This is a genomic window from Micromonospora sp. NPDC005291 (assembly GCF_040607415.1).
In the GTDB taxonomy this organism is placed as follows: Bacteria; Actinomycetota; Actinomycetes; order Mycobacteriales; family Micromonosporaceae; genus Micromonospora.
Map to the genome: position 1 here is coordinate 22,706 of NZ_JBEXGR010000028.1, position 21,394 is coordinate 44,099.

At 71.5% G+C, this 21,394-nt stretch carries 22 protein-coding genes and 1 riboswitch; of the genes, 8 read left to right on the forward strand and 14 right to left on the reverse strand.

Going from position 1 to position 21,394, the window contains the following annotated elements; genetic code table 11:
* Nucleotides 1-9 precede the first annotated feature (9 nt).
* Entirely contained in the window at nt 10-1,422 is a 1,413-nt protein-coding gene (locus ABZT18_RS28085; RefSeq protein WP_354995902.1) for a nitrilase-related carbon-nitrogen hydrolase, read from the forward strand.
* Here ABZT18_RS28085 and ABZT18_RS28090 read toward each other — a convergent pair.
* Nucleotides 1,400-4,222: a BTAD domain-containing putative transcriptional regulator gene (locus tag ABZT18_RS28090; protein ID WP_354995901.1), complete on the reverse strand. Its 2,823-nt coding sequence runs from the start codon at nt 4,220-4,222 to the stop codon at nt 1,400-1,402. The genes ABZT18_RS28085 and ABZT18_RS28090 overlap by 23 nt on opposite strands.
* Nucleotides 4,223-4,406: 184 nt before the next feature.
* Between ABZT18_RS28090 and ABZT18_RS28095 the strand changes: the two genes are divergently transcribed.
* Nucleotides 4,407-4,811, forward strand: a complete 405-nt coding sequence (locus ABZT18_RS28095; protein WP_354995900.1) for a peptidase inhibitor family I36 protein — start codon at nt 4,407-4,409, stop codon at nt 4,809-4,811.
* Between the two features lie 95 nt (nt 4,812-4,906).
* Here the strand turns inward: ABZT18_RS28095 and ABZT18_RS28100 are convergent, their stop codons facing one another.
* Nucleotides 4,907-5,395: a peptidoglycan-binding domain-containing protein gene (locus ABZT18_RS28100; protein WP_354995899.1), complete on the reverse strand. Its 489-nt coding sequence runs from the start codon at nt 5,393-5,395 to the stop codon at nt 4,907-4,909.
* 325 nt (nt 5,396-5,720) lie between these two features.
* Nucleotides 5,721-5,892, forward strand: a riboswitch (cyclic di-AMP (ydaO/yuaA leader).
* Here ABZT18_RS28100 and ABZT18_RS28105 point away from each other — a divergent pair.
* On the forward strand, nt 5,892-6,584 hold the full coding sequence (locus ABZT18_RS28105) for a transglycosylase family protein (protein ID WP_354995898.1): 693 nt from the start codon (nt 5,892-5,894) through the stop codon (nt 6,582-6,584). (Overlaps the previous riboswitch by 1 nt.)
* Before the next feature lie 95 nt (nt 6,585-6,679).
* Here the strand turns inward: ABZT18_RS28105 and ABZT18_RS28110 are convergent, their stop codons facing one another.
* The 3 genes from ABZT18_RS28110 to ABZT18_RS28120 all read right to left on the reverse strand — a co-directional run bounded on the left by ABZT18_RS28110 (nt 6,680) and on the right by ABZT18_RS28120 (nt 8,856).
* On the reverse strand, nt 6,680-7,048 hold the full coding sequence (locus ABZT18_RS28110) for a hypothetical protein (protein WP_354995897.1): 369 nt from the start codon (nt 7,046-7,048) through the stop codon (nt 6,680-6,682).
* Nucleotides 7,049-7,173: 125 nt separating this feature from the next.
* Nucleotides 7,174-8,361, reverse strand: coding sequence for a DNA polymerase IV (dinB, locus tag ABZT18_RS28115; RefSeq protein ID WP_354995896.1), 1,188 nt, complete (start codon nt 8,359-8,361; stop codon nt 7,174-7,176).
* A gap of 57 nt (nt 8,362-8,418) precedes the next feature.
* A complete protein-coding gene (locus ABZT18_RS28120) occupies nt 8,419-8,856 on the reverse strand; it encodes a VOC family protein (RefSeq protein WP_354995947.1) in 438 nt (145 codons plus the stop codon).
* 94 nt (nt 8,857-8,950) lie between these two features.
* On the opposite strand from ABZT18_RS28120, the gene ABZT18_RS28125 reads away from it, so the two are divergent.
* Nucleotides 8,951-9,925 carry a YafY family protein gene (locus ABZT18_RS28125; protein WP_354995895.1) on the forward strand — a complete coding sequence of 325 codons (975 nt, stop codon included), beginning with the start codon at nt 8,951-8,953 and terminating at the stop codon, nt 9,923-9,925.
* On the opposite strand, the gene ABZT18_RS28130 is transcribed toward ABZT18_RS28125, so the two are convergent.
* From ABZT18_RS28130 to ABZT18_RS28140, 3 genes are read right to left on the reverse strand one after another with little or no spacing between them, the layout of a single operon-like run.
* The gene (locus tag ABZT18_RS28130; protein ID WP_354995894.1) at nt 9,820-10,401 is read right to left on the reverse strand and encodes a GNAT family N-acetyltransferase; all 582 of its coding nucleotides are present in this window, start codon (nt 10,399-10,401) and stop codon (nt 9,820-9,822) included. The two genes, ABZT18_RS28125 and ABZT18_RS28130, sit on opposite strands and share 106 nt — an antisense overlap.
* Entirely contained in the window at nt 10,398-10,919 is a 522-nt protein-coding gene (locus tag ABZT18_RS28135) for an N-acetyltransferase (RefSeq protein ID WP_354995893.1), read from the reverse strand. Before ABZT18_RS28135 ends, ABZT18_RS28130 begins: the two co-directional genes overlap by 4 nt.
* Nucleotides 10,920-10,963: 44 nt before the next feature.
* Complete coding sequence (locus ABZT18_RS28140) at nt 10,964-11,878, reverse strand: NAD(P)-binding domain-containing protein (protein WP_354995892.1); 915 nt, start codon at nt 11,876-11,878, stop codon at nt 10,964-10,966.
* A 121-nt stretch (nt 11,879-11,999) separates the two neighbouring features.
* Between ABZT18_RS28140 and ABZT18_RS28145 the strand changes: the two genes are divergently transcribed.
* Nucleotides 12,000-12,473 carry a helix-turn-helix domain-containing protein gene (locus ABZT18_RS28145; protein WP_354995891.1) on the forward strand — a complete coding sequence of 158 codons (474 nt, stop codon included), beginning with the start codon at nt 12,000-12,002 and terminating at the stop codon, nt 12,471-12,473.
* On the opposite strand, the gene ABZT18_RS28150 is transcribed toward ABZT18_RS28145, so the two are convergent.
* The 3 genes from ABZT18_RS28150 to ABZT18_RS28160 all read right to left on the reverse strand — a co-directional run bounded on the left by ABZT18_RS28150 (nt 12,356) and on the right by ABZT18_RS28160 (nt 15,656).
* A complete protein-coding gene (locus ABZT18_RS28150; protein ID WP_354995890.1) occupies nt 12,356-13,930 on the reverse strand; it encodes an FMN-binding glutamate synthase family protein in 1,575 nt (524 codons plus the stop codon). The genes ABZT18_RS28145 and ABZT18_RS28150 overlap by 118 nt on opposite strands.
* Before the next feature lie 50 nt (nt 13,931-13,980).
* Entirely contained in the window at nt 13,981-14,394 is a 414-nt protein-coding gene (locus ABZT18_RS28155) for a VOC family protein (protein ID WP_354995889.1), read from the reverse strand.
* Nucleotides 14,395-14,525: 131 nt separating this feature from the next.
* A complete protein-coding gene (locus ABZT18_RS28160) occupies nt 14,526-15,656 on the reverse strand; it encodes an N-acetylmuramoyl-L-alanine amidase (protein ID WP_354995888.1) in 1,131 nt (376 codons plus the stop codon).
* Between the two features lie 186 nt (nt 15,657-15,842).
* Between ABZT18_RS28160 and ABZT18_RS28165 the strand changes: the two genes are divergently transcribed.
* The 3 genes from ABZT18_RS28165 (at nt 15,843) to ABZT18_RS28175 (ending at nt 19,157) form a co-directional block, all read left to right on the forward strand.
* Nucleotides 15,843-16,313: a DIP1984 family protein gene (locus ABZT18_RS28165; RefSeq protein WP_354995887.1), complete on the forward strand. Its 471-nt coding sequence runs from the start codon at nt 15,843-15,845 to the stop codon at nt 16,311-16,313.
* A gap of 341 nt (nt 16,314-16,654) precedes the next feature.
* Entirely contained in the window at nt 16,655-17,629 is a 975-nt protein-coding gene (locus tag ABZT18_RS28170) for a hypothetical protein (RefSeq protein ID WP_354995886.1), read from the forward strand.
* Nucleotides 17,630-17,840: 211 nt separating this feature from the next.
* Nucleotides 17,841-19,157, forward strand: a complete 1,317-nt coding sequence (locus tag ABZT18_RS28175) for an MFS transporter (protein ID WP_354995885.1) — start codon at nt 17,841-17,843, stop codon at nt 19,155-19,157.
* Nucleotides 19,158-19,200: 43 nt separating this feature from the next.
* Here ABZT18_RS28175 and ABZT18_RS28180 read toward each other — a convergent pair whose 3' ends face one another.
* The 3 genes from ABZT18_RS28180 to ABZT18_RS28190 all read right to left on the reverse strand — a co-directional run bounded on the left by ABZT18_RS28180 (nt 19,201) and on the right by ABZT18_RS28190 (nt 21,306).
* Nucleotides 19,201-19,587, reverse strand: coding sequence for a VOC family protein (locus tag ABZT18_RS28180; RefSeq protein ID WP_354995884.1), 387 nt, complete (start codon nt 19,585-19,587; stop codon nt 19,201-19,203).
* Nucleotides 19,588-19,702: 115 nt separating this feature from the next.
* Complete coding sequence (locus ABZT18_RS28185) at nt 19,703-20,089, reverse strand: YchJ family protein (RefSeq protein ID WP_354995946.1); 387 nt, start codon at nt 20,087-20,089, stop codon at nt 19,703-19,705.
* A 110-nt stretch (nt 20,090-20,199) separates the two neighbouring features.
* Nucleotides 20,200-21,306 carry a magnesium and cobalt transport protein CorA gene (locus ABZT18_RS28190; RefSeq protein ID WP_354995883.1) on the reverse strand — a complete coding sequence of 369 codons (1,107 nt, stop codon included), beginning with the start codon at nt 21,304-21,306 and terminating at the stop codon, nt 20,200-20,202.
* Between the last annotated feature and the right edge of the window lie 88 nt (nt 21,307-21,394).

Here is a 21,394-nt window from a genome sequence, read left to right on the forward strand (position 1 = left end):
GATCGACGCATGATGACGATCGTCGCCACGCTCCTCAGTGGTCTGCTCTGGCTCGGTGGCTCCGGGCTGCATCCGGTTGCCGCGCTGACCTGGCTCGCCCCGATTCCGCTGATCCTCGCCTCGTTGCGGGTGCGCCCGAGGACCGCACTCGGCGCGGCGATCCTCGCCTGGTTGATCGGCCAGCTCGGTGTCCTCGGGTACTACCTCGGCACCCTGCGACTACCGGTCCCCGTGATCGCCGGCGTGGTCCTGCTCGGCCTCGCCCTGGCTGGCGGCACGGTCCTGCTCGCCAGGGCACTCCTGCTGCGCGGACGAACCGTGACCGCCGTCCTCACCGTGCCGTCGCTGTGGGTGCTGGGCGAGTACGCCGCGTCCCGCCTGTTCCCGCACGGCGCGTGGTGGAGCCTCGCCTACACGCAGGCCGACGTCCGCCCCGTCATCCAGCTGACCGCGCTCACCGGTGTCTGGGGCGTCACCTACCTGCTGCTCGCCGTCCCGATCGCCGTTGCCGCTCTGCTCAGAAGCATGCGGCCTGTCCTCACCACCCGGCTGGAAAGCTCACGCTCCGCCCTCATCTGCCTGCTCGCTCTCCTGCTCGGCGTCGGCGGATGGTCGGCCTGGTCACTGAGCCGCTCCCCGGACGCGGCCGAGCCGCTGGCCGTCGGCCTCGTTGCCCTGCAACAGCCCGAGGACGGGCTCCCGATCGACGAACCGCCCGGCCGTGACCTGCTCACCCGGTACGTTGCGCGAGTGGCGGGCCTGGTCGCTCGAGGGGCACGGATTGTCGTGCTGCCGGAGAAGGTGTTCGCCGTCACGGACACGACGTTGCCCGTGCTCGTGGACGCGCTCCAGCAGACCGAGGCGCAGGTCGTCGTCGGCGCGGTGCTGCGGCGGGACGGCACGGCGCGCAACGTCGCCCTGGTGCTGAAGCCGGGTGGGTCGGTCACGACCTACGAGAAACAGCATGTGGTTCCGGGCCTGGAGGACTGGCTGACACCGGGAGATGACGACGTGATCGTGGACGGGCGGTTCGGCGTCGCGATCTGTAAGGACCTCGACTATCCCGGCCTGGTGCGGCGGTATCGGGCGAAGGGCACCGCTGTGCTGCTCGTCCCCGCCCTGGACTTCACCTCCGACGGCTGGCTGCACAGTCGGATGGCCCTGGTCCGCAGTGTGGAGAACGGTCTCACAGTGGTCCGCGCCGCCGCGCTCGGCCGGCTGACGGTGACCGACCCCGCCGGCAGGATGTTGGGTGAGACCACCGCCGGTGACGCTGAGCTGTTGGTCAGCGCCGCGCCGACGGCAGGGTGGCGCACGGTCTATTCGCGTACGGGAGACTGGTTTCCGTTCCTGTCCCTGATCCTGCTGGTCGTCTCTGTCGTTGCGACCCGACGGCCGGTCACGGTCCGTCGGCGTCCGTGAGCCGACGACGGATACGCTCCGCGTCCGGGTGCCCGAGGTCGTCGAGGATGCTCAACGCCGTCCGCCAGCTCCGGGCCGCCCCGGCCAGGTCGCCGGCCTCGGCCTGCGCCTCGGCCAGGTGCCCCAGCGTGTCCGCCTCGTAGTACCGGTCCCGGAACTCCCGGTACAGCTCCACCGCGTGCCGGTACGAGTCGACCGCCTCCGCCGGTCGCCCCGCGCGGTGCTGCGCGTAGCCGAGGGTGTCCCAGGTCGGGGCCTCACCGTGGCGGTCGTCGAACTCCCGCAACAGCGCCAAGCCCTGCCGACACGCCTCGATCGCGGCGTGGTGCTCACCCAGTTGGGCGCGGTACCAACCGATCGCGTTCAACGCCATCGCCTGCCCGTACCGGTGCCCGGCCGTGCGGTACAACGTCAGCGCCCCCTCCGCGTGCTGGACGACCTCTGCGCGCCGGCCCTGCCGGTCGGCCATCTCAGCCAGGTCCAGGCAGGTGTGCCCCTGGTTGGCCGGGTCGTCGAGGGCCCGGAACAGCTCCAGTGCCCGCTGGAGCTGACCGGGTGCCTCGTCGAGCCGGCCCAGCCGGGCCTGGGCCCGGGCCAGACTGCGGTGCGCGTGTGCCTGCCCGGCCAAGTCGCCGCTGCGGCGCGCGGCGACCAGCGCCGTCCGCTGCACCGCCAGCTGGTCGTGCCAGCTGCCCTGCCGGTCCAGGAAAATGGTCAAACTCCAGGCCAGCTGCCAGGCGTGCCGGTCGAACCCGCTGGCCGCGCACCGCTCGACCAGTGCGATCAGCACCTCACGCTCCCGGGCGAACCATGCCGTCGCCTCGTCGTGATCGCTGACCTTTTCGGGTCGGACCCCGGCGACGGCCGGCGGCAGCGCGATCGGGTCCCAGTGCGGGTGCAGCAGCACGGCAGCAGCGTGCGCGCTCTGCAGGTAGTGGTCGAAGAGTCGACCCCGCGCCACAGCCCGATCGCCGACCGGGTCCTGCTCGCCGGAGAGCTCGGCCGCGAAGGCCCGCAGCAGGTCGTGCATCCCGTACCGGTCCGGGCCGCGCTCCAGCACCAGGTGCGCGTCGGCGAGTTCGGCGAATGCCGTCCGCACCTCGCGGTGCTCGACGCTGGCGAGGCTGGCTCCGGCCGCCGTACTGAGCGTCACGTCCGTGCTGCCGCCCACCAACCGGAAGAGTCGGGCGGTCGGCCCGGTCAACAGGCGGTACGACCAGGACAGCGCCGTCCGCACGCTGCTGGCGTGGTCGCCCGCGTCCAGCCCGCCCAGCCCACCGTCGGTCCGCAACTGCGCGCCAAGCTCGGCCAGGGAGAGCTGAGGCCGGACAACCGCCCGGGCCGCCACCACGACCAGCGCCAACGGCAGCCGGTCGCAGAGCCCGACCAACTCGCCGACGGCGGCTCGTTCCATCGCGGCCCGCACCCCGATCCGTGCGTGCAGCAGTGCTTCCGCGTCCGCGGCGGTGAGCAGGTCCAGCACCAGCGGCTCGGCGCCCTCGGTGGCCACCAGGCCGGTCAGCCGGTCCCGGCTCGTCACCAGCACCAGGCAGTGGGCGGACCCGGGCAGCAGCGGCCGGACCTGCGCGGCGTCCCGGGCGTTGTCCAGCAATACCAGCATCCGTCGGCCGGCCAGCAGGCTGCGGTACAGCGCTGTCTGCTCCTGCGGGTCGAACGGCAGATCCCGGGGCGACACCCCGAGCGCCGTCAGGAAGCCGCGCACCACCTGCTCCGCGCTGCGCACCACGCCGCTGTGGCTGTAGCCCTGCAGGTTGGCGTAGAGCTGCCCATCGGGGAAATGCTCGACCCCCCGGTGCGCCCAGTGCACGGCCAGCGCCGTCTTGCCCACCCCGGCCAGCCCGGAGATCACCGCCACCGGCACCGCACCGGGATGCGCCTCGGCAGCCGTCCGTAGCGCGTCCAGTTGGGTCAGCTCCGCACCCCGTCCGGCGAAGCCCCGGACGTCCGAGGGCAACTGCGCCGGGACCGGGTGTGCCTGGTCGAGCCGCGCGACGGGGCCGGCCGCAGTGTGTGTCGGGGTCGGCTCGGCGGGGGGTGTCGGCACGGTGATCTCACCGCGCAGGATGGCCTGGTGCAGCTGGCGAAGCTCGGTGCTCGGGTCCGCGCCGAGCGCGTCGGTCAACTGGTCCCGTAAGCGGGCGTAGTACGCCAGCGCCTGTGCGCTCCGCCCCGCGGCGGCCAGCGCGTGCAGTAGCGCGGCGGCGACCGGTTCGTCGAGCGGGTGCTCGTCGGCGAGCCGGGTCAACGGGTCGATCACGGCCGTCGGCTCACCCCGGCGCAGCAGGTTGCGGGCCCACTGCACGACGGTTTCGGTGTGCCGGCGGTGCCAGTCCTGCCGAACCCGGGCCGCCCATTCGCCGGGCAACCCGGCCAGCGGCTCGCCGCGCCACAGCGCCATGGCCCGGCGCAGCAGCTCCGACCGCTCCGGGTCGTCGTCGGCCAGCTCGACGGCCCGCTGCCGCAGTGCGTCGAAGTGCTGTCCGTCGACCGTCTCCGGCGGTAGGTCCAGCAGGTATCCGCCGGAGCGGCGGACCAGCGCGTCCGGCGCCCCGGCAGCGGTCAGCACCCGGCGGATCCGAGCGAGGTAGACGTGCAGGTTGTGCCGGACCCGGGGAGGCGGGGAGTCACCCCAGACCCGATCCACCAGGGATTCCGCGCGAACCGGCCGGCCCACGTCGACCGCCAGCGCGGCGAGGACGGCGCGTTGCCGGGCCGCTCCCGCGTCGATCAGTTGGCCGTTCGACCACACCTCGACTGGTCCGAGGATCCGAATCTCCATGAATCGCCGCTCGCCCCCGTGCCGCCGGTCGGCCAACCCCGCCGGCACAGCCGGATTGAGGTTCCGGCAGGAATCCGTCGACCTTCCGCGCAGATCATCGTAGGCACAGCGACATCTCTCAATCCGATGTCGGCAATTCGACTCACGGCCGACGCGGTCGTGACGAGACCTGGAGGTCACTCACGTGCGAAGCATTCGGCGAAGGCTCACGTCCGCCCTGGTTGCCACGGTTGCCCTGACCGCCGTGTTCGGCGCCGCCCCGAGCCCGGCCCAGGCTGCCAACTACGCCTGCCCCTCGAACCTGCTCTGCCTCTACGCCGGGATCAACTTCTCCGGTGACGTCTTCTACCTCGACGGGCCGTACAACGGCTGTAACGACGTGACGTTGCCCTCGTACTTCCGCAACAGGGCCCAGTCGATCAAGAACAACCGGCCGTCCGGCACCGTCTCCACCTTCTGGGACAACGCCAATGCCACCGGCCTGCTCGGCTACCAGCACGCCTACGGCTACCGGGCGAACCTGGCGTATGACTCGGCCGCGATTGGCGGCACCTGGAACACGCGCATCGAGGCCGTACGGGTGTGTTGAGGGCCGGAGTCTCCGGTGCGGGGGAGGGACCGGAGACGCCACGACGGCGCCGGTCGGAATCCAACGGGGGATTCCGGCCGGCGCCGTCGCGCGGGTCAGCCCGGGTAGTAGCAGACGTTCGGGATGACCGGGCCACCGTTGACCCCGAAGATCGCGAAGCCCATCCACGCCCGGGTCTGCGGGCCATACTCGCCGTCTTCGGCGATGTTCGCCCACTCCCAGGTCTGGTTGATCTGACGTTGCGCGGCCCGGACGGCATTCCGGGTGTTGGTGCCGTACTGGCCGTCGAGCCTCAGGGACTGGGAGTAGCAGTTGTTCAGCGCCTCCTGCAACACCTTGACCGCGCTGTTGGAGTGGCCGTACTCCAGGTAGCAGGTCTTGTTACCGTCCTGCCAGCCGATGGTGGGCACGTGCATGTCGGCACCGCCCGGGTAGCCACCGACGCGGAAGAAGGTCAGGCTGGTGCACGTGCTGGCCGCCTGCGCGGCGGTCGGCGCGAGCGCGGCGAGTCCGGCGCTGGCCAGCACGGTCAGCAGGATGGCGGCGGCGCTGCGGCGCCCGGTGCGGTTCTGGTGGATCGGCATGATCTCCTCCTGGGCGGGCTTGGCTGCTCGGGTCAACCCGGCATGCCCAGGAGCATCGCGACCGTCGATCTACCGTTTCTTGCTCGAACGTCAATTCGCCACCAGCGGTTCCAGCGGGGCGGTGACACCCACCCGCTCGTCTCGGCACGCACCACCGGGACCGACGTCTGATCGGAAACGGTCCATGATGGTGACTGCACAGACGTCGATCGCTCGCAACCGCTGCGCGACCCGCCCCGCGTGGCCCGGTGAAGAAGTTCACAGGGGGTGGGCGACCGTCACCGACCGTGCCTAACGTCGGTCGGGTTCGCCATTGCGGACACCACGGCCGGCAACGCCAAATCCTGCCCCCGGTCGTCGGAACCCAGTCACCGGGCAGGAGCGGGGGACCCAACGTTCCTCGGTGCATGTCACCTCGGGGTGAAGCCGCCACCGTGCGGCCGGGCTCCTCGGCCCGAACCCGACAGCTCACCTCGCCGGCGTGGAGGAAGCTCACATGACGTCTGTCTACACCCCCCGTCATCGACGGGTCACCACCCGCCGTCTCGCCGTCGGCACCCTGGCCGTCGGTGCGGTCACCGGCGCCGTCGCCCTCTTCGGGCCGGCCGCCCCAGCGCAGGCCGCGGTCAACTGGGACGCGATCGCCCAGTGCGAGTCCGGTGGCAACTGGAAGATCAACACCGGCAACGGTTACTACGGCGGATTGCAGTTCTCGCAGGGCACCTGGGCCGGTTACGGCGGCAAGAAGTACGCCGCCCGCGCTGACCTGGCCAGCCGCGGCGAGCAGATCGCCGTCGCCGAGAAGGTGCTCGACGGGCAGGGCATCGGCGCCTGGCCGACCTGCGGCAAGAAGGGCGGCTCCGCGACCAAGTCGACCGAGAAGCCGTCGACCAAGTCGACCGCGAAGCCGTCGACCAAGTCGACCGAGAAGCCGTCGACGAAGTCGACCGCGAAGCCCACCACGCCGCAGGAGCGGTCGTCGCGCGGCGAGCAGCCGGCGACCCGCAACCACGAGCGCACCGCGCCGACGGCGGGCGACCAGTACCTGGTCAAGCCGGGCGACACCCTGTCGGAGATCGCCGACACCCACCGGGTGGCCGGCGGCTGGCAGGCCCTGTACGAGCACAACCGGCCGCTGGTCGGCACCGACCCGGGTCTGATCTTCCCGGGCCAGCGGCTCAGCCTCTGACGGATGACACACGAACGCTCGGCCGGGTCACCGGCCGAGCGTTCCTGTGTGTGGCGCTGAGCAGCGCCGTGTGTTCGTGCCGGTGCACCCCGCCGTCACGCCGCCGAGGCGGACGCCTTCGATCCGCGATGCGACGCCACCGGGTCGGCATTGCGGGCCCATCGCTGGGCCGGTACCGCGCCCTCCCCGGGCCAGGCAGTGCCGACATCGTCACTGTCGCCGCCGTCCATGGGCATCTCGTCCGAGGCGGGCGTGCCGCGGGACACGCGCAGAGACTGCTCGGCGCCGGTGCGAGCCGTGCACGGCCAGGACTGCCCGGCGCACTGGAGGTTGCGGCACTGCCCCTCGTCGTCCGGCTCGTGGGCGCTCAGCACGTCGATCGCCAACTGCCAGAGCAGCGGGTCGGTCACGTCGTGCGGGCGCTCGGCGTGACGGCTCGGTCGGTTGCTGGTGTCGTCGGACATCGTGGGTCCCCCCTTGTCAGGCTGTACCCCACAAGGGTCACCCGTCAGCCGCTGGCTAAACCGCCGACCTGCTGTGATGTGTCTCCGGTCGCAGCTCGGCCCCCCGAACGCGGCACGCAGACCGGTCAATCCGGCAGCAGCGGCATCTCGACGCCCGGATCCCGGCCGAGCAGCACCGCACGGGTGAGCGCCGCCGATCCGAACCGGTCACGGACCGCGTCCACTGCGGCGTCCAACTCCGCACCCGGTTCGCGGTGGAACGGCAGCTCCGGCTGAACCGGGTTGTCGTCCAGATTGCCCACCGAAACACCGATCAGGGTGACACCACGACGATCGATCTCGGGCAGCGCGGCCCGCAGCAGCGCTCGCGCGGCGGTGAGCAGCGACGTCGTGTCGGCCGTCGCCTTGCCGATGGTGTGTGAGCGGGTCGCCCGGGTGTAGTCGCCGAAGCGCAGCCGCAGCACCACCGTGCGCCCGGACCGCCCGGCCGCCCGCATCCGCCGGCTGACCCGGTCGACCAGCCCGGCGAGGATGGCATCCAGCTCCGCCGGGGCATGCGGGCTACGGCTCAGCGCGTGCTGGGCGCCCATCGAGCCGCGCCGACGCCCCACCTGAACCGCCCGGGGGTCGCGATTGTGCGCCAGAGCGTGCAGGTGCCGACCGGCGCCCGCCCCGAGCATCGACACCAACGCGGCCTCGCCGAGTCGGGCCACCTCGCCGACCGTACGGATCCGTCGTTCCCGCAGCTTCGCGGCGGTGACCGGGCCGACGCCCCACAGCCGCTCCACGGGCAGCGGGTGCAGGAACGCCAACTCGGCGTCCGGCGCGACCACCAGCAGCCCGTCGGGCTTCGCCACCCCGCTGGCCACCTTCGCCAGGAACTTCGTGCGGGCCACGCCCACCGTGATCGGCAGTTGGACCCGTTCACTGACCTCCCGACGCAGCCGCTCGGCGATGTCGGCCGGTGACCCGACGAGCCGCCGCAGGCCGCCCACGTCCAGGAACGCCTCGTCGATGGAGAGCCCCTCGACCAGCGGGGTGGTCTGCCGGAAGATCTCGAAGACCGCGCGGCTCGCCGCCGTGTACGCCGACATCCGGGGTGGCACCACGATCGCGTCCGGACACAGCCGGCGCGCCTGCTGACCGCCCATCGCACTGCGTACGCCCCGCGCCTTCGCCTCGTAGCTGGCCGCGAGGACGACGCCCCCACCGACGATCACCGGCCGCCCGCGTAGGCGCGGGTCGTCGCGTTGCTCGACCGACGCGTAGAACGCGTCCAGGTCGGCGTGCAGGATGTTGGCCCCGGGCGACACGTACACATGTTCGCATGGCATCCCACCATTACGGCAGTGAGCTGGGCGAACGCCCGGTCAGTCGAGGCAGAACTCGTTGCCCTCGGGGTCGGCCATGATGAGGTGACCGGCGCCCAGTGGGGGAGCGGGCTCGTGACGACTGAGCCGGGCGGCGCCGTGCGAGACGAGCCGTTCGGCCTCCGCCTCCAGGGCCGCCATCCGCTCGTCACCCGTGAGCCCCGGAGCGGCTCGCACATCGATGTGCACGCGATTCTTCGCCTGCTTGTGCTCCGGCACCCGTTGGAAGAACAGCCGCGGCCTGGAGCCTTCGGGGTCGACCACCGCTGAGGCGTCGTTACGGTTCTCCGGTGGCACCCCCATCGCCTCCAGTGCCTGCTCCCACGACTCGAAGTCTCCGGGCGGGGCCTGCACCTGGTAGCCGAGCGCCTCAACCCAGAACGCCGCCAACGCGGCCGGGTCGGCGCAGTCGAATGTGATCTGCATGTCGCGGGCCATGTCAGCTCCCTCTTTCCTGATCTGGTCGGTCATGATCCCAGCCTCCCGCACCTAGCGGACAGGGTCGTTCCGCAATTCGTGCAACGATCGGCACGTGACCGTCGAGGCGACGACCGAACGGGTGCTGCGTCTGTTGGCGCTGTTGCAGCGTCGACCGTCCTGGACGGCCGCCGAGCTCGCCGCCGAGCTGCGGGTCACCGACCGCTGCGTGCGCCGCGACGTGCAGCGACTGCGGACGCTCGGCTACCCCGTGCACGCGACGGCGGGCGTCGGCGGCGGCTATCAACTCGGCGCGGGCACCCGGCTGCCGCCGTTGCTCCTCGACGACGAGGAGGCGATCGCGACGGCGGTCTCCCTGCGGCTCGCCTCGGGCGGCACGGTCGTCGGGGCGGGCGAGGCGGCGCTGCGGGCACTCGCGAAGCTCGATCAGGTGATGCCGTCGCGGCTGCGCGCCGAGGTGCGGGCCGTGCACGGCTCCACGGAGACCCTCATCGGACCGGTGGCCGAGATCGACGCGGAGCTGCTGGTGACACTCGCGCGGGCCTGTCGAGACGCGGTGCGGGTGCGGTTCACCTACGCCGGTCGCGACGGTGGGGAGCGCGACCGGACGGTCGAGCCGATTCGGATGGTCACGACCGGCCGCCGCTGGTATCTGATGGCCTGGGACGTCGACCGCGACGACTGGCGGACGTTCCGCCTGGACCGGATGCGGGCGGCGGTGCCGACGACCTGGCGTTTCCGGGCGCGCGAGCACCCGGACCCGGTCGCCTTCGTACAGCGGTCCGTGACCGAGGCGCCATACCGGTATCTCGCCCGGGTGCGGGTGCACGCCCCGGCCGACCGGGTACGGGCGTTGGTGCCGCCCCAGGTGGGGCGTGTCGAGGACGACCGCGACGGGTGGTGTGTGCTGGTCGTCGGCGGGGAGAGCCTGGACTGGATCGCCGCGCACGTCGCCCGCCTGAGTTACGAGGTGGAGGTGCTGGAGCCTCCGGAGCTGCGCGAGGCCGCCGGCCTGCTCGCCCGTCGCCTCGCGGCGATGGCTGGTGCCGCGTTGGAGCGCAACGTGTAGTGGCGCAGCGACACCGGGCTGCCGTCGGGGGCGGTCCAGGACGCCGTGCTGGTGCCGGTGCACCGCCATCCGGTGCGCTCGTAGAGGGCAGCGGCCGCGGCATCACTGGAGGCCACGTCGAGCACCAGGTCGGTCCCGCGCGCACTCGCCCACTGGCGGGCCCGGGCTAGCAGCGCGCTGCCCAGCGCCAATCCCCGGGCGGCCGGCGACACGAAGAGACGAGCCACCTCGGCCGTCGGCCGGGTGGGTGGCCCGTCCGCCGGGTCGGGCACCCGGTGCACCGCGACGTGCCCGACGATCGCCGCGTCCGCGTCGACGGCGACCCAGGCGCGCGCCGGGTGCGGCTCGCGTAACCAACGGTGCGGGTCGGCGGGCCAGTTCAGCGGGTACCGATCGACCCGGTGAACCTCCGCGAGCGCCGCGACGCAGCCGTCGAGGTCGGTGGCGCGGCGGCGGCGGATGCTTGCGGGGATCACAGCTCTTCGAAAGGGCGGGCGTAGCGGAACTCCCCGCGGATCGACTCCCGCCACGCGCTCATCGGGCGAGCCTGGAAGTATTGCGGGCCCCACGGCTGCGGCGGGGTGACGCCCAGCTCCACAGCCGGCCGGAACCCGAACCGCGGGTAGTAGTCGGGGTGCCCGAGCAGCACCACCAGCGGCTCGTCGTGAGCGTCGGCCGCGCCGAGCACCGCGTGCATCAACGCCGTGCCGACGCCGCGCCGCTGCCAGTCGGGCAGCACACCGAGCGGTCCCAGCCCGAGCGCCACCGGCTGGCCGGCCACCCGACCGCGGGTGGCCACCACGTGCCCCACCACCTGGTCGTCCAGGTCGGTCGCCACCAGGGAGTACGCGGGCAGCCAGCCCTCGTCGGCGCGCAGCGCGTCGATCAGGGTCGCCTCGACCGGTACACCATCGCCGTCGGCCTTGGCGAAGGCGGCGGAGTGCACCGCCCGGATGGCATCGGCATCGGCGGGCGTCTCGCGTCTGATCAGCATCGCGCCACCATAGAGTGCCCCCGGGCAGTGGCTCCACGCGTTTATCACGCGTCGACTGCCGATGACGCGGCGTCGGCGCGCCGTGGTCGCTTGATGCTCTCGATGACCCGTTCGAAGGCTTCGGTGCCGTGGCCGGCGTCGATCTGACGTTGCAGGAGGCGCTGGACCACGGCGACCACTTCGGTGCTGATGCCCTGGTCGGTGCTGGCGGCCACGATGCCGGCGAGGGCGGGGGCGGTGAACTCCAGACTCTGTGTCCCGTCGACGGTGTAGTCCCCGCCGTCGATGACCGCGGCGTGTTCCCTGAGCGAGTTGGTCATGGCGGTCAGCCACGGTGCGGCCCTGGCGGCGAACTCGCCCGCCGTGACGCCGGCCGGCGCAACCATGGCAGCACCGTGCATGAACCCGGCGAACATGACGTACATCCCCGCGAGCAGGGCGAGGTCGTACAGGGATGCCAGCCCCGCATCCTCACCGAGGTAGGAACTCTCGCCCCACACGTCGAGCAGTGGCTTGTGCTGGTGAAAGGCCGAAGCCGATCCACCGTAGAGGATCGATGATCCGGGCTGGCCGATCATGGGTGGCACGGCCATGATGCCGCCGTCCAGGTACGCGATCCCCGCGTCGGCAGACCATGCGGCCAACTCGCGGGACTGCTCCGGTGACGTCGTGGTCAGGTTGATCAACGTACGTCCGGCCAATTCGGCGGAGAGCGGATTGAGCACGTCGTGGACCGACGGGTGGTCCAGCAGGCATACGATCACCAGCGGACTGGCCCGGACCGCGTCGCCTGCGGTGGCGGCGGCCTGCGCGCCCTTCGCGACGAGGGCGTCCGCCTTTCCCGCCGAGCGGTTCCAGACGGTTGTCGCATGTCCGGCCCGCACCAGGGCGGCGCCGAGAGCACTTCCCATCGCGCCCAGTCCGAGCATGCTCACCTGGATGGTGTTGGTGGTTGTCATGGTGGGATCCCCCTCGATGTCGTCGTCTCGGGAAGATCCTCTCCGCCACCGCTAAAGTTGACCAGTACGGACTAAATGGTCAGGTACCCACCTTCGGGTAAGTAGGTCTTGGGGAGGGCGGATGTCAGCATCAGCACGGCGTGGTCCCTACGTCTGCGGCATCGACGCCGCGATGGACGTCGTGGCCGGCAAGTGGAAGTCGCTGATCCTCTGGGAGTTGCACCATTACGGGACCCGCCGGTTCGCCGAGCTCCGGCGCGGTCTGCCGGGCGTCAGCGAGAAGATGCTGACCCAACACCTGCGGGAGATGGAACAGGACGGGCTCGTGCATCGTGAGGTGTACCGCGAGGTGCCGCCGAAGGTGGAGTACTCCCTGACAGAGCACGGCGTATCCCTGAACGCCGCACTGGCATCGATGGGGGAGTGGGGCACCGAACGCATCCGACGGCTCGGCGCGGAGAGCACCACAACACGCCCTCAACCGACGGCGGTGGCCGACGGCGGGGCACTACCGCCCCGCGGTGCCTCCGGTGCCATCAGCCGGACGATCTCGGCGCGGTCGGCCGCCGAGGGCAGCCCCCATTCCGGGCGGTAGCCGTACACCTCGTGCAGTGGGGTGGAGCTGGTGCGGCCGTCCAGGATCTCCACGGCGTCCGTGTCGATCAGGCCGGGATGCTCCACGCCGCAGGCCTCCGCGACCTTCGTGAGGTCCCGGCGCAGCGTCCGCAGGTAGTTGGCCGCCCGGACCGACTTCGACGCCGGGTCCAGGCCTCGGGTGAGCCACGCGTTCTGCGTCGCGACGCCGGTGGGGCAGGTGTCGGTGTGGCACTTCTGCGCCTGGATGCAGCCGATCGACAGCATCGCCTCGCGACCGACGTTGACCAGGTCGCAGCCGAGCGCGAAGGCCACGATGGCGTTGTCCGGCAGGCCGAGCTTGCCGGCGCCGACGAAGACGACCTGCTCGTGCAGGTCGTGCTCGGCGAAGACCTTGTACACCCGGGAGAAGCCCTGTTGGAACGGGAGCGACACCGAGTCGGTGAAGATCAGCGGCGCGGCGCCGGTGCCGCCCTCGCCGCCGTCGATCGTCACGAAGTCGACGCCCCGGCCGGTGTCGCGCATCAGGGTGGCCAGCTCCTGCCAGAAGCCCAGGTCGCCGACCGCCGACTTGATGCCGACCGGCAGACCCGTCTCGGCGGCCAGCAGTTCCACCCAGTCGAGCAGGCTGTCACAGTCGGAGAACTCGGCGTGCCGGGACGGGCTGACGCAGTCCTGTCCGGCCGGGATGCCCCGGGTGGCGGCGATCTCGGCGGACACCTTCGCACCGGGCAGCAGCCCGCCGAGGCTGGGCTTGGCGCCCTGGCTCAGCTTGATCTCCAACGCCTTCACCGGTGCGCCGGCGACCAGGTCCTTCAGCCGGTCGAGGCTGAACCGGCCATGCTCGTCGCGGCAGCCGAAGTACGCCGTACCGAGCTGGAAGACCAGGTCACCGCCGTTGCGGTGGTACGGCGACAGGCCGCCCTCGCCGGTGTTCTGCAGGCAGCCGGCGAGCGCCGCGCCCTTGTTCAGCGCCGTGATGGCGTTGCCGGAGAGCGAGCCGAAGCTCATCCCGGAGATGTTGACCACCGACTCCGGTCGGAACGCTCGGGCCCGCCCCCGGGCCGCCCCGAGCACCTTCGCGCAGGGCAACCGCACGTCGTGCCCGGCGGTCGGGGTCGACGGCGGCACAGCCCGGCCGAACGTCCGATGCTTGATGATCGGGTACCCGGAGGTGTACTCGATGTCGTTGTCCGTGCCGAAGCCGAAGTAGTTGTTCTCCTGCTTCGCCGAGGCGTACACCCAGCGGCGCTGGTCGCGGGTGAACGGCCGCTCCTCGTTGTTGCCGGCGACGATGTACTGCCGAAGCTCCGGCCCGATCGCCTCCAACAGGTAACGGGCGCGGCCGAGCACCGGGAAGTTGCGCAGCAGCGCGTGGTCACGCTGGATCAGATCTCGCGCGGCGAGCGCCGCGACGGCGGCGGTGACAGCGGGTACGGCTCGACGGGCCCATCTCATGACCGGCAGTTTCTCCGCCCACGCCACGAGCCAAACCGGCTCGTCGCTGGTCAGGCCTGCGACTGCGTGATGTTGATCATCCAGTTGATGCCGTACCGGTCGACGCACTGGCCGTACTCGTCGCCCCACATCTGCTTCTCCAGTGCGACGGTCACCGTGCCGCTCGCGGAAAGTTGCTCCCAGTAGCCGCGCAGCTCGTCGGCGTTGTCGCCGCTGAGGCTGATCGCGATGTTGGTGCCGGGCACGTGGTTCATCCCGGGTGCGGTGTCCGAGGCCATCAGCGTGACACCGTTGGGCGCCTCCAACATGGCGTGCATGATCTGGTGCTGCAGGCCCGGCTCCGTGCTGCCGAACTCGCCGAAGGTGTTCATCTTCAGCTCGCCGCCGAAGACCTGGTGATAGAACTCCATCGCCTCGCGGGCGGTGCCGGGGAAGTTGAGGTACGGGTTGAGTCGCGTCTGCACAGCACCCTCCCTGGTCCTGGTCGGCGTCATCGTCGCAGACCGATGGAGGGTGGACAACGAGGCGCGCCCGTGTTTGTGCTGGTGGTGCGCCTGGCGGCGGTGCGGGTGGGCCCCGCACCGCCGCTGCCGGATCAGCGGTGCCGCAACGACTGGCGGACCGTCCCGCCGACGATCGCGCACCACGTGCTCGTGCTGAGCTTGCCGTTGCGGGGCAGGCCGTGCAGCGCCTGCAGGTCCTGCACGGCCGCCCGGGTGGCGTGGTCGTACGCCCCGGTGACGGTGACCGCGTACCCCTTGGTGGCCAGCATTTCCTGCACCGCCGTGACCGGCGCGCCGGTGGCGTGCTGGTCCAGTTCCGGCGCCAGCGTCTCCCAGGTTGGTGTGGTGAGGGTGGCGTCCACGTCCACTCCGATGCCGTTGCGGGCCTGCCAGTCCTGCACGGCTGCCACGGTCGCGGCGTCGAACAGGCCACTGACCGTCACCGCGTAGCCCCGGTAGGCGAGCAGGTGCTGTACCACCCGAACCGAGGGGGAGTTGACGAAGCGCCACAGGTCGGGCCAGCGGCGCGCCGGAACGTCACCCAGCTTGGTGCCGAGGGCGGCGTGGACCCGGCGACGCAGCTCCGGGAACTGCCGGTAGAAGGCGGCGCCCGGGCACTCGGTGGTGCGGAAGTCCCAGTGGCCGAAGATGTCGTGCGCGTGCAGCCCGTACTGCCGGCAGACGGCGACGCAGAGCTTGACCAGCGAGTCGGTCAGTGCCTTCGGCGGCGTCTCGGTGACGTAGGTGCCCTCGTTCTCGATGCCGATGGCCCGGCCGTTCTCGCCCGGGCAGTGCGCCGAGATCATCTGCCGGTCGCCGGCTTCGAGGCGCTCCAGGCTGCCCCGGCGACCCTCCAGCACGTAGCCACCGCGGCTCACCGTGAAGTGCTGGCCGGTGTCGGACCAGCCGTTGCCGTCGATGTGCAGGTCCTGGCAGTCGTGGGCCAGCTTGACCGCCTGTTCGCGGGAGTAGTCGGTCACGTTAGGGAACGCCATGTGGTGCACGATGATCTTGTTGGTGGCGATGGCGCTGACCGACAGCGGGTCCTTCGGCGGGCGGGCATCCCATTCGTCACAGCTGATGATCCAGTCGAGGTCGGTGCCCGGGGCGGCCTGGGCCGTGCCCGGGAAGGCGAGTTCGCTCCCGACGACGGCGACCGTGGCGGCGCCGAGACCGGCCCGCAGCAGCGTCCGGCGATCCACTTCGTAATGGTCGACGTGCATGACATCTCCTCCTGCGGCCGACGGCTGGGGGATGAAAAGTAGCTCCAGTGGCCGCACGTGCTCCGGAGGATATTGCCAGAACTCGCCCGGGCGCCAGACCCTGCGCAACCGGAGCGGACGGCGCGATAACCGGTCGGCCGGACGATCAAAGGTCAGCTAACCTGGCCGCTGACTCGGGGGTGGAACATGAAGCTTGGTGAGGCGCTGGCAGACCGCGCCGAGGCGGTACGACGGGTCGAGCAGTTGCGAAGTCGAATCAACGGCAGCGCCCGGCATCAGGAGGGCGAGTTGCCTCCGGAGGACGCCACGGCGCTGCTGGTCGAGTTGGACCAGGTGCTCGACGACCTGGAGACCCTGATCAGACGGATCAACCGGACCAACGCCGCCGTGCCCGTCGACGGCCTCGGCACGCTCACCGACGCGCTGGCACGACGGGACGTCCTGCGCCTGCGGCACGCCGCGGTAACGGCAGCCGCCGACGCGGCCGCCGGCAGTGGACATGGTTACCAGGCCCGGCAGTTGCGGTCGGAGTTGAAGATGCTGGCCGCGCTCCCGGTGGCGGAGCTGCGCGGGCGCGCCGATCACCTGGCCCGGGAGCTGCGCGAACTCGAAGTGCAGATCCAGCGTACGAACTGGGAGGCGGATCTGTTGGGCTGACCGACCGCGAAGACGATGTGGAGCAGGTAGCCGCCGTGGAGGCGTGTACACACAGGTCCGGCTGCAATCCGGAACCTCTTGGCGCGCGGCGGGCAGCGCGGGGTTCAACTCCCCATCACCACGCAGCCCAGCACCAAGGACAGGTGACAGTGCAGAACGCACGACACATCACCACGTACAGATCCACGACGGCGAGGGTGGGCTCGGGGCACTCCACGCATCGGACAGCAGGCGTACGGCTGACGTCTGCGACGCTGAGCGGTAGGCGTTTCCGCGCGAGGCAGCGGGGGTAGGTCGGGGACCGACCGTCCCGGCTGCCCAACGCGTGGAGGATTGACCCGATGAGTGACAACGTCAGCGACGCGGTGGGTGACGCCCTCCGCTCGGTGATGCTCTTCCTGCCCAAGGCCGTCGCCTTCCTGGCGATCCTGGTGGCCGGTTGGCTGATCGCCAAGGCCGTGTTGAAGATCGTGGAGAAGGTCCTGGAGCGGGTGGGCTTCGACCGCGCCGTCGAACGCGGCGGCATCCGTCGCGCGTTGAGTCGCTCCCGGTACGACGCCAGCGACATCGTCGCGAAGCTCGTCTACTACGCGGTGCTGCTGTTCACCCTCCAGCTCGCCTTCGGCATCTGGGGGCCGAACCCGATCTCCGACCTGCTCGCCGCGGTGATCTCGTGGCTGCCCCGCGCCTTCGTCGCGATCGTCATCGTCGTGGTCGCCGCCGCCATCGCCAACGCCGTCAAGGACATCATCAGCGGTGCGCTCGGCGGCCTGTCGTACGGCCGGGTGCTGGCCAACATCGCCTCGGTGTTCATTCTCGGCCTCGGCGTCATCGCCGCGCTGAACCAGATCGGTGTGGCCACCGCGGTCACTACTCCCGTGCTGATCGCCGTGCTGGCCACGATCGGCGGGATCCTCGTCGTCGGGGTCGGCGGTGGCCTGATCCGGCCGATGCAGAGCCGGTGGGAGGGGTGGCTGACCCGCGCGGAGCAGGAGTCGCAGCTGATCGCCACGCACGCCCGTGCCTACCGGGCCGGCCGCCGTGACGCCGAGGCCGAGCTTGCCCGACCGTCGACCGTGACCAGCGATCCGGAGGCCACCCAGGTGGTGACCCGACCGGTCGACCCGGAGGCCACCCAGGTGGTGCGTCCGTCCGCCGACCCGGAGGCCACCCAGGTGGTGACCCGGCCCCACGGTGATGCCGACACGACCCAGGTGGTGAGCACCGGCGCCGGCGGTGCGGTGCCCGGCCAGCGCACCAGCGACGACAGCGAGTCCACCACGGTCATCCCGCCGGTCGACCCGAACTGGCGCTGACACGCGGCGGCACGCGGCAGGGCGGGACCCTTCGGGGTCCCGCCCTGCTTCACGGTGTGCGGCACGCCGAAAGCGTTGGTCGGCGCCGCGATGCGCGTCTAGCATCGCGGGCATGACCTGGCGACATTGATCCAGCAGCCTAGGCCGAACCCGTGGGCCACCACGGGCACCGCACGTCCGGTGTCCGTCTCCACTCCCACGGGAAGGCCCCATGATCCGCATCGCCTCGCGCGTGCCCGACCCGGCGGTCCGCCGGCTGACGACAACCCTCTACGGGTACGCGTTCCTCAGTGACCTCGTCCTGCTCTATCCGCTGTACGTGGTGTTCTTCGCCGACACCGGGCTGTCGGTGGGGCAGATCTCGTCGCTCTTCGTCATCTGGTCGGCTGCCGGCATCCTGTTCGAGGTGCCCTCCGGCGCGTGGGCCGACGTGGTGTCCCGCCGGCTGCTGCTGTGCCTTGCCCCGTTGGTGACCGCCGCCGGGTACGCGCTCTGGGTGCTGGTGCCGTCGTACCCGGCGTTCGCGGTCGGTTTCCTGCTCTGGGGCGCCGGTGGAGCGTTGGTCTCCGGCGCACTGGAGGCACTGGTCTGGACCGAGCTGGACCGGCTCGGCGCGGTCGGCCGTTACGCCCGGGTGCTCGGGCGTGCGCGAACGGCGGGTGTGCTGGGCGTGGTGGCCTCCGGAGTGCTCGCCGGCCCGGTGCTCGCCGCCGGCGGGTACCCGGCGATCGGCGTGGCCAGCGTGCTCGCCTGCCTGCTCGCCGCGGCGATCGCCGCCCGGTTTCCGGAACACCGCCCGCCAGCCAGCGCGCCAGATCCGGCCGGCGACCGTGACGCGGCCGCGGCGCGACGGCCGGCCGTTGCCGCAGTCCCCGCCGACCTGGACGACGATGGTGACCTTGGTTGGTGGGACACGTTGCGAGCCGGGGTGGCGCAGGTCCGCACGCGTCCGCCGGTACGGGCAGCCGTGCTGCTGGTCGCCGTGGTCGCCGCAGACTGGGGCGCCCTGGACGAGTACACCCCGCTGCTTGCCCTGGACACCGGCGTCGGGGCGCAGGCCGTGCCGCTGCTGCTCCTGCTGCTCTGGGCGGGGGTGACCATCGGCGGGCTGCTCGCCCCGGCGGGGGAGCGGCTGAGCCGCCGGGGTTACGCCGCTCTGCTGGGCCTGGTTGGTGTCGCGCTGGCCGGGGGTGCCCTCACCGGGCATCCGGGCGGATTCGTGCTGCTCGCGGTGGCGTTCGGGGCGGCGCAACTGGCCACCGTCCTGGCCGACGCACGGCTCCAGGCCCGGATCATCGGCAGCAGCCGCGCCACCGTCACGTCACTGGCCGGGATGGCCACCGACGTGCTGATCATCGGGACGTACGCCTGCTATGGCCTCGTCGCCACGGCGGCCGGCAACGCGGTGGCGTTCGCGGTGACGGCCGGGCCGTACCTCATCGTGGCCCTGGTGCTGCTGAGTCGCCGCCGGCGCCCCGCGGCCGTGCCCAGCAGCGTCGCCGCCGCTGCTGCGCCCGGCCGGGACTGACCGGGGCCCGGCGGCGGTTGAAATGCCGCCGCCGGACCCCCGCTCAGCCGGCCATGTGCAGGAACGACCACTGGTGGCCCTCTAGATCCCGGAGGCCGCGCATGTACATCGGCCCGTTGGTCATCCCCGGCCCGAGCGCCTCCCCACCGGCGACCGCCGCCCGGTCGACCAGCTCGTCGACCTGCTCCCGGCTCTGCGCCGACAGCCCCACGATGACCTCCCGGCTGGTCGCCGTGTCCGTGGCGGCGACCCCGGTGAACGACTCGAAGGCCGAGCGGAGGTGCAGTATCAGCCGGGTGCTGTCGGAGATGGTGAGCACCATGCTGTCCCCGTCCAGTTCCGCCTGGTCACCGGTGAAACCGAGTGCCCGGTAGAACTCGGCGGCGGTGGCCAGGTCGCGCACCGGCAGGTTGATGAATGTCATGGTCATCGGTGGTCTCCCTTCGACTCGAGCTGTACCTTCAACGCGCCGCCGGCAGGCCTTGGTGTGGCTCTCGCCGGTCTTCTCCATCCGGCTACGCCCCAACCGGCCGTCGACGCAGCCGTCAGGGTTGGTCGCCGTCGAGGTAGACCCATCGGCCGTCCTCGCGGGCGAACCGGCTGTGCTCGGTCATCGTGCCGGTCCGGCCCGCGTTCCGGTAATGGGCGTGGAATGTCACGGTGCCGGTGGTGTCGAGCAGACCGCCCCGCTCGGTCTCGACGATCTCCAGTCGGGTCCACCGCTGCCCAGGGTCGAGTTGCAGGAGGGCGGGCCGGGTCGAGGAGTGCCAACTGCGCAGCAGGTAGCCGGTGTCGCCGAGGGCGAAGGCGCTGAACCGGGAGCGCATCAACGCCTCGGCTGTCGGCGCCTCTGCGTCGCCGCCGTGCACCGGGGAACAGCAGTCCGCGTACGCCCGGCCGGAGCCGCACGGGCAGGCCCGTCCCGTCGTCATGTTCGCCCGTCGCCGCGCCGCACCCTTGCCCACGTCGCCATCCTGCCCCACCGCCGACCGGCCCCGGACCCCGACCGGCCATGACTCCGACACCCCCTCACTCCCGCGGGTCAGAGCCAGCCGGAGCGGCGGAACAGGCGGTACAGGGCCAGGGCGACCACCGCCATCAGGGTCAGTGCGCCGGCGTAGCCGTAGCGCCAGGCCAGCTCCGGCATGTGGTCGAAGTTCATGCCGTAGACGCCGGCAATGCCGGTCTGGGTGGCCGCGATGGCCGCCCACGCGGCGATCTTGCGCATGTCGTTGTTCTGCTCGACGGTGAGCTGCGTCAACCGGGACTGGACGATCGAGGTGAGCAGATCGTCGTACGCGGCCACCCGGTCGACCGCCCGGCTCAGCCGGCCGTCCACGTCGACGAACCAGCGGTGCAGGGCGCGTGGTGGGCCGTCGGGGTCAGGGCCGAGCAGCGTACGCATGGGTGCCTGCAACGGCAGGACCGCCCGCTTGAACTCCACCACCTCTCGCTTGAGCTGGTAGATGTGCTGGATGTCGACGGAACGATCGCGGGCGAACACCGACTCCTCGACCCGTTCCAGGTCCCGCTCGACGTGCCCGGCCACCTCCAGGTAGGAGTCGACCATCCGGGCGCAGACCGCGTACGCCACCGCCCACGGGCCGGCGGCCAGCAGCGCGGGACGGCGCTCGATGTCGGCGCGGACGCTGCGCAGCGCCCCGGCGGCGCCATGCCGCACCGTGATGGCGAACCGGTCACCGAGCAGCACCATCACGTCTCCGGTGTCGATCACCTCGGAGGTGTCCGTCAGCTCGGCATGTTCCACGTACCCGGCGGTGCGCAGCACCAGCAGGGTGACCGGTCCGTGCCGCTGCACGGTGGGCCGATGCCCGTCGGCGAGCGCCTGCTCGACGATCAGCTCGTCGAGGCCGAAGGTCCGCCCCACCGCGGCGAGCACGGCCGGACCCGGTTCGTGCAGACCCAGCCACACGAAGGCGTCGCGGCCGTGCCGGGCGCGGGCGTACGCGTCGGCGTAGTGCGGCTGGCCGGGCTCCCGGCGACCGTTGACATAGACGGCGCAGTCGACCACGGCGTCCGGGTTGGACCGGCGTGGGGTGGGGGAGTCTCCCTCGACCCGGCCGAGCAGTCGACGGGCCAGGGCGCGTACGCCTCGACCGGGCCGGTCCCGTACCGGTCGCTGATCCACCGTGTGCCTCCCCGTCGCCGACGCACCGCCCCGACCACGGTGTTCGCTGGGGATGGTGCCACCGCATTCTGCCGAGCAGGGTCCGGCT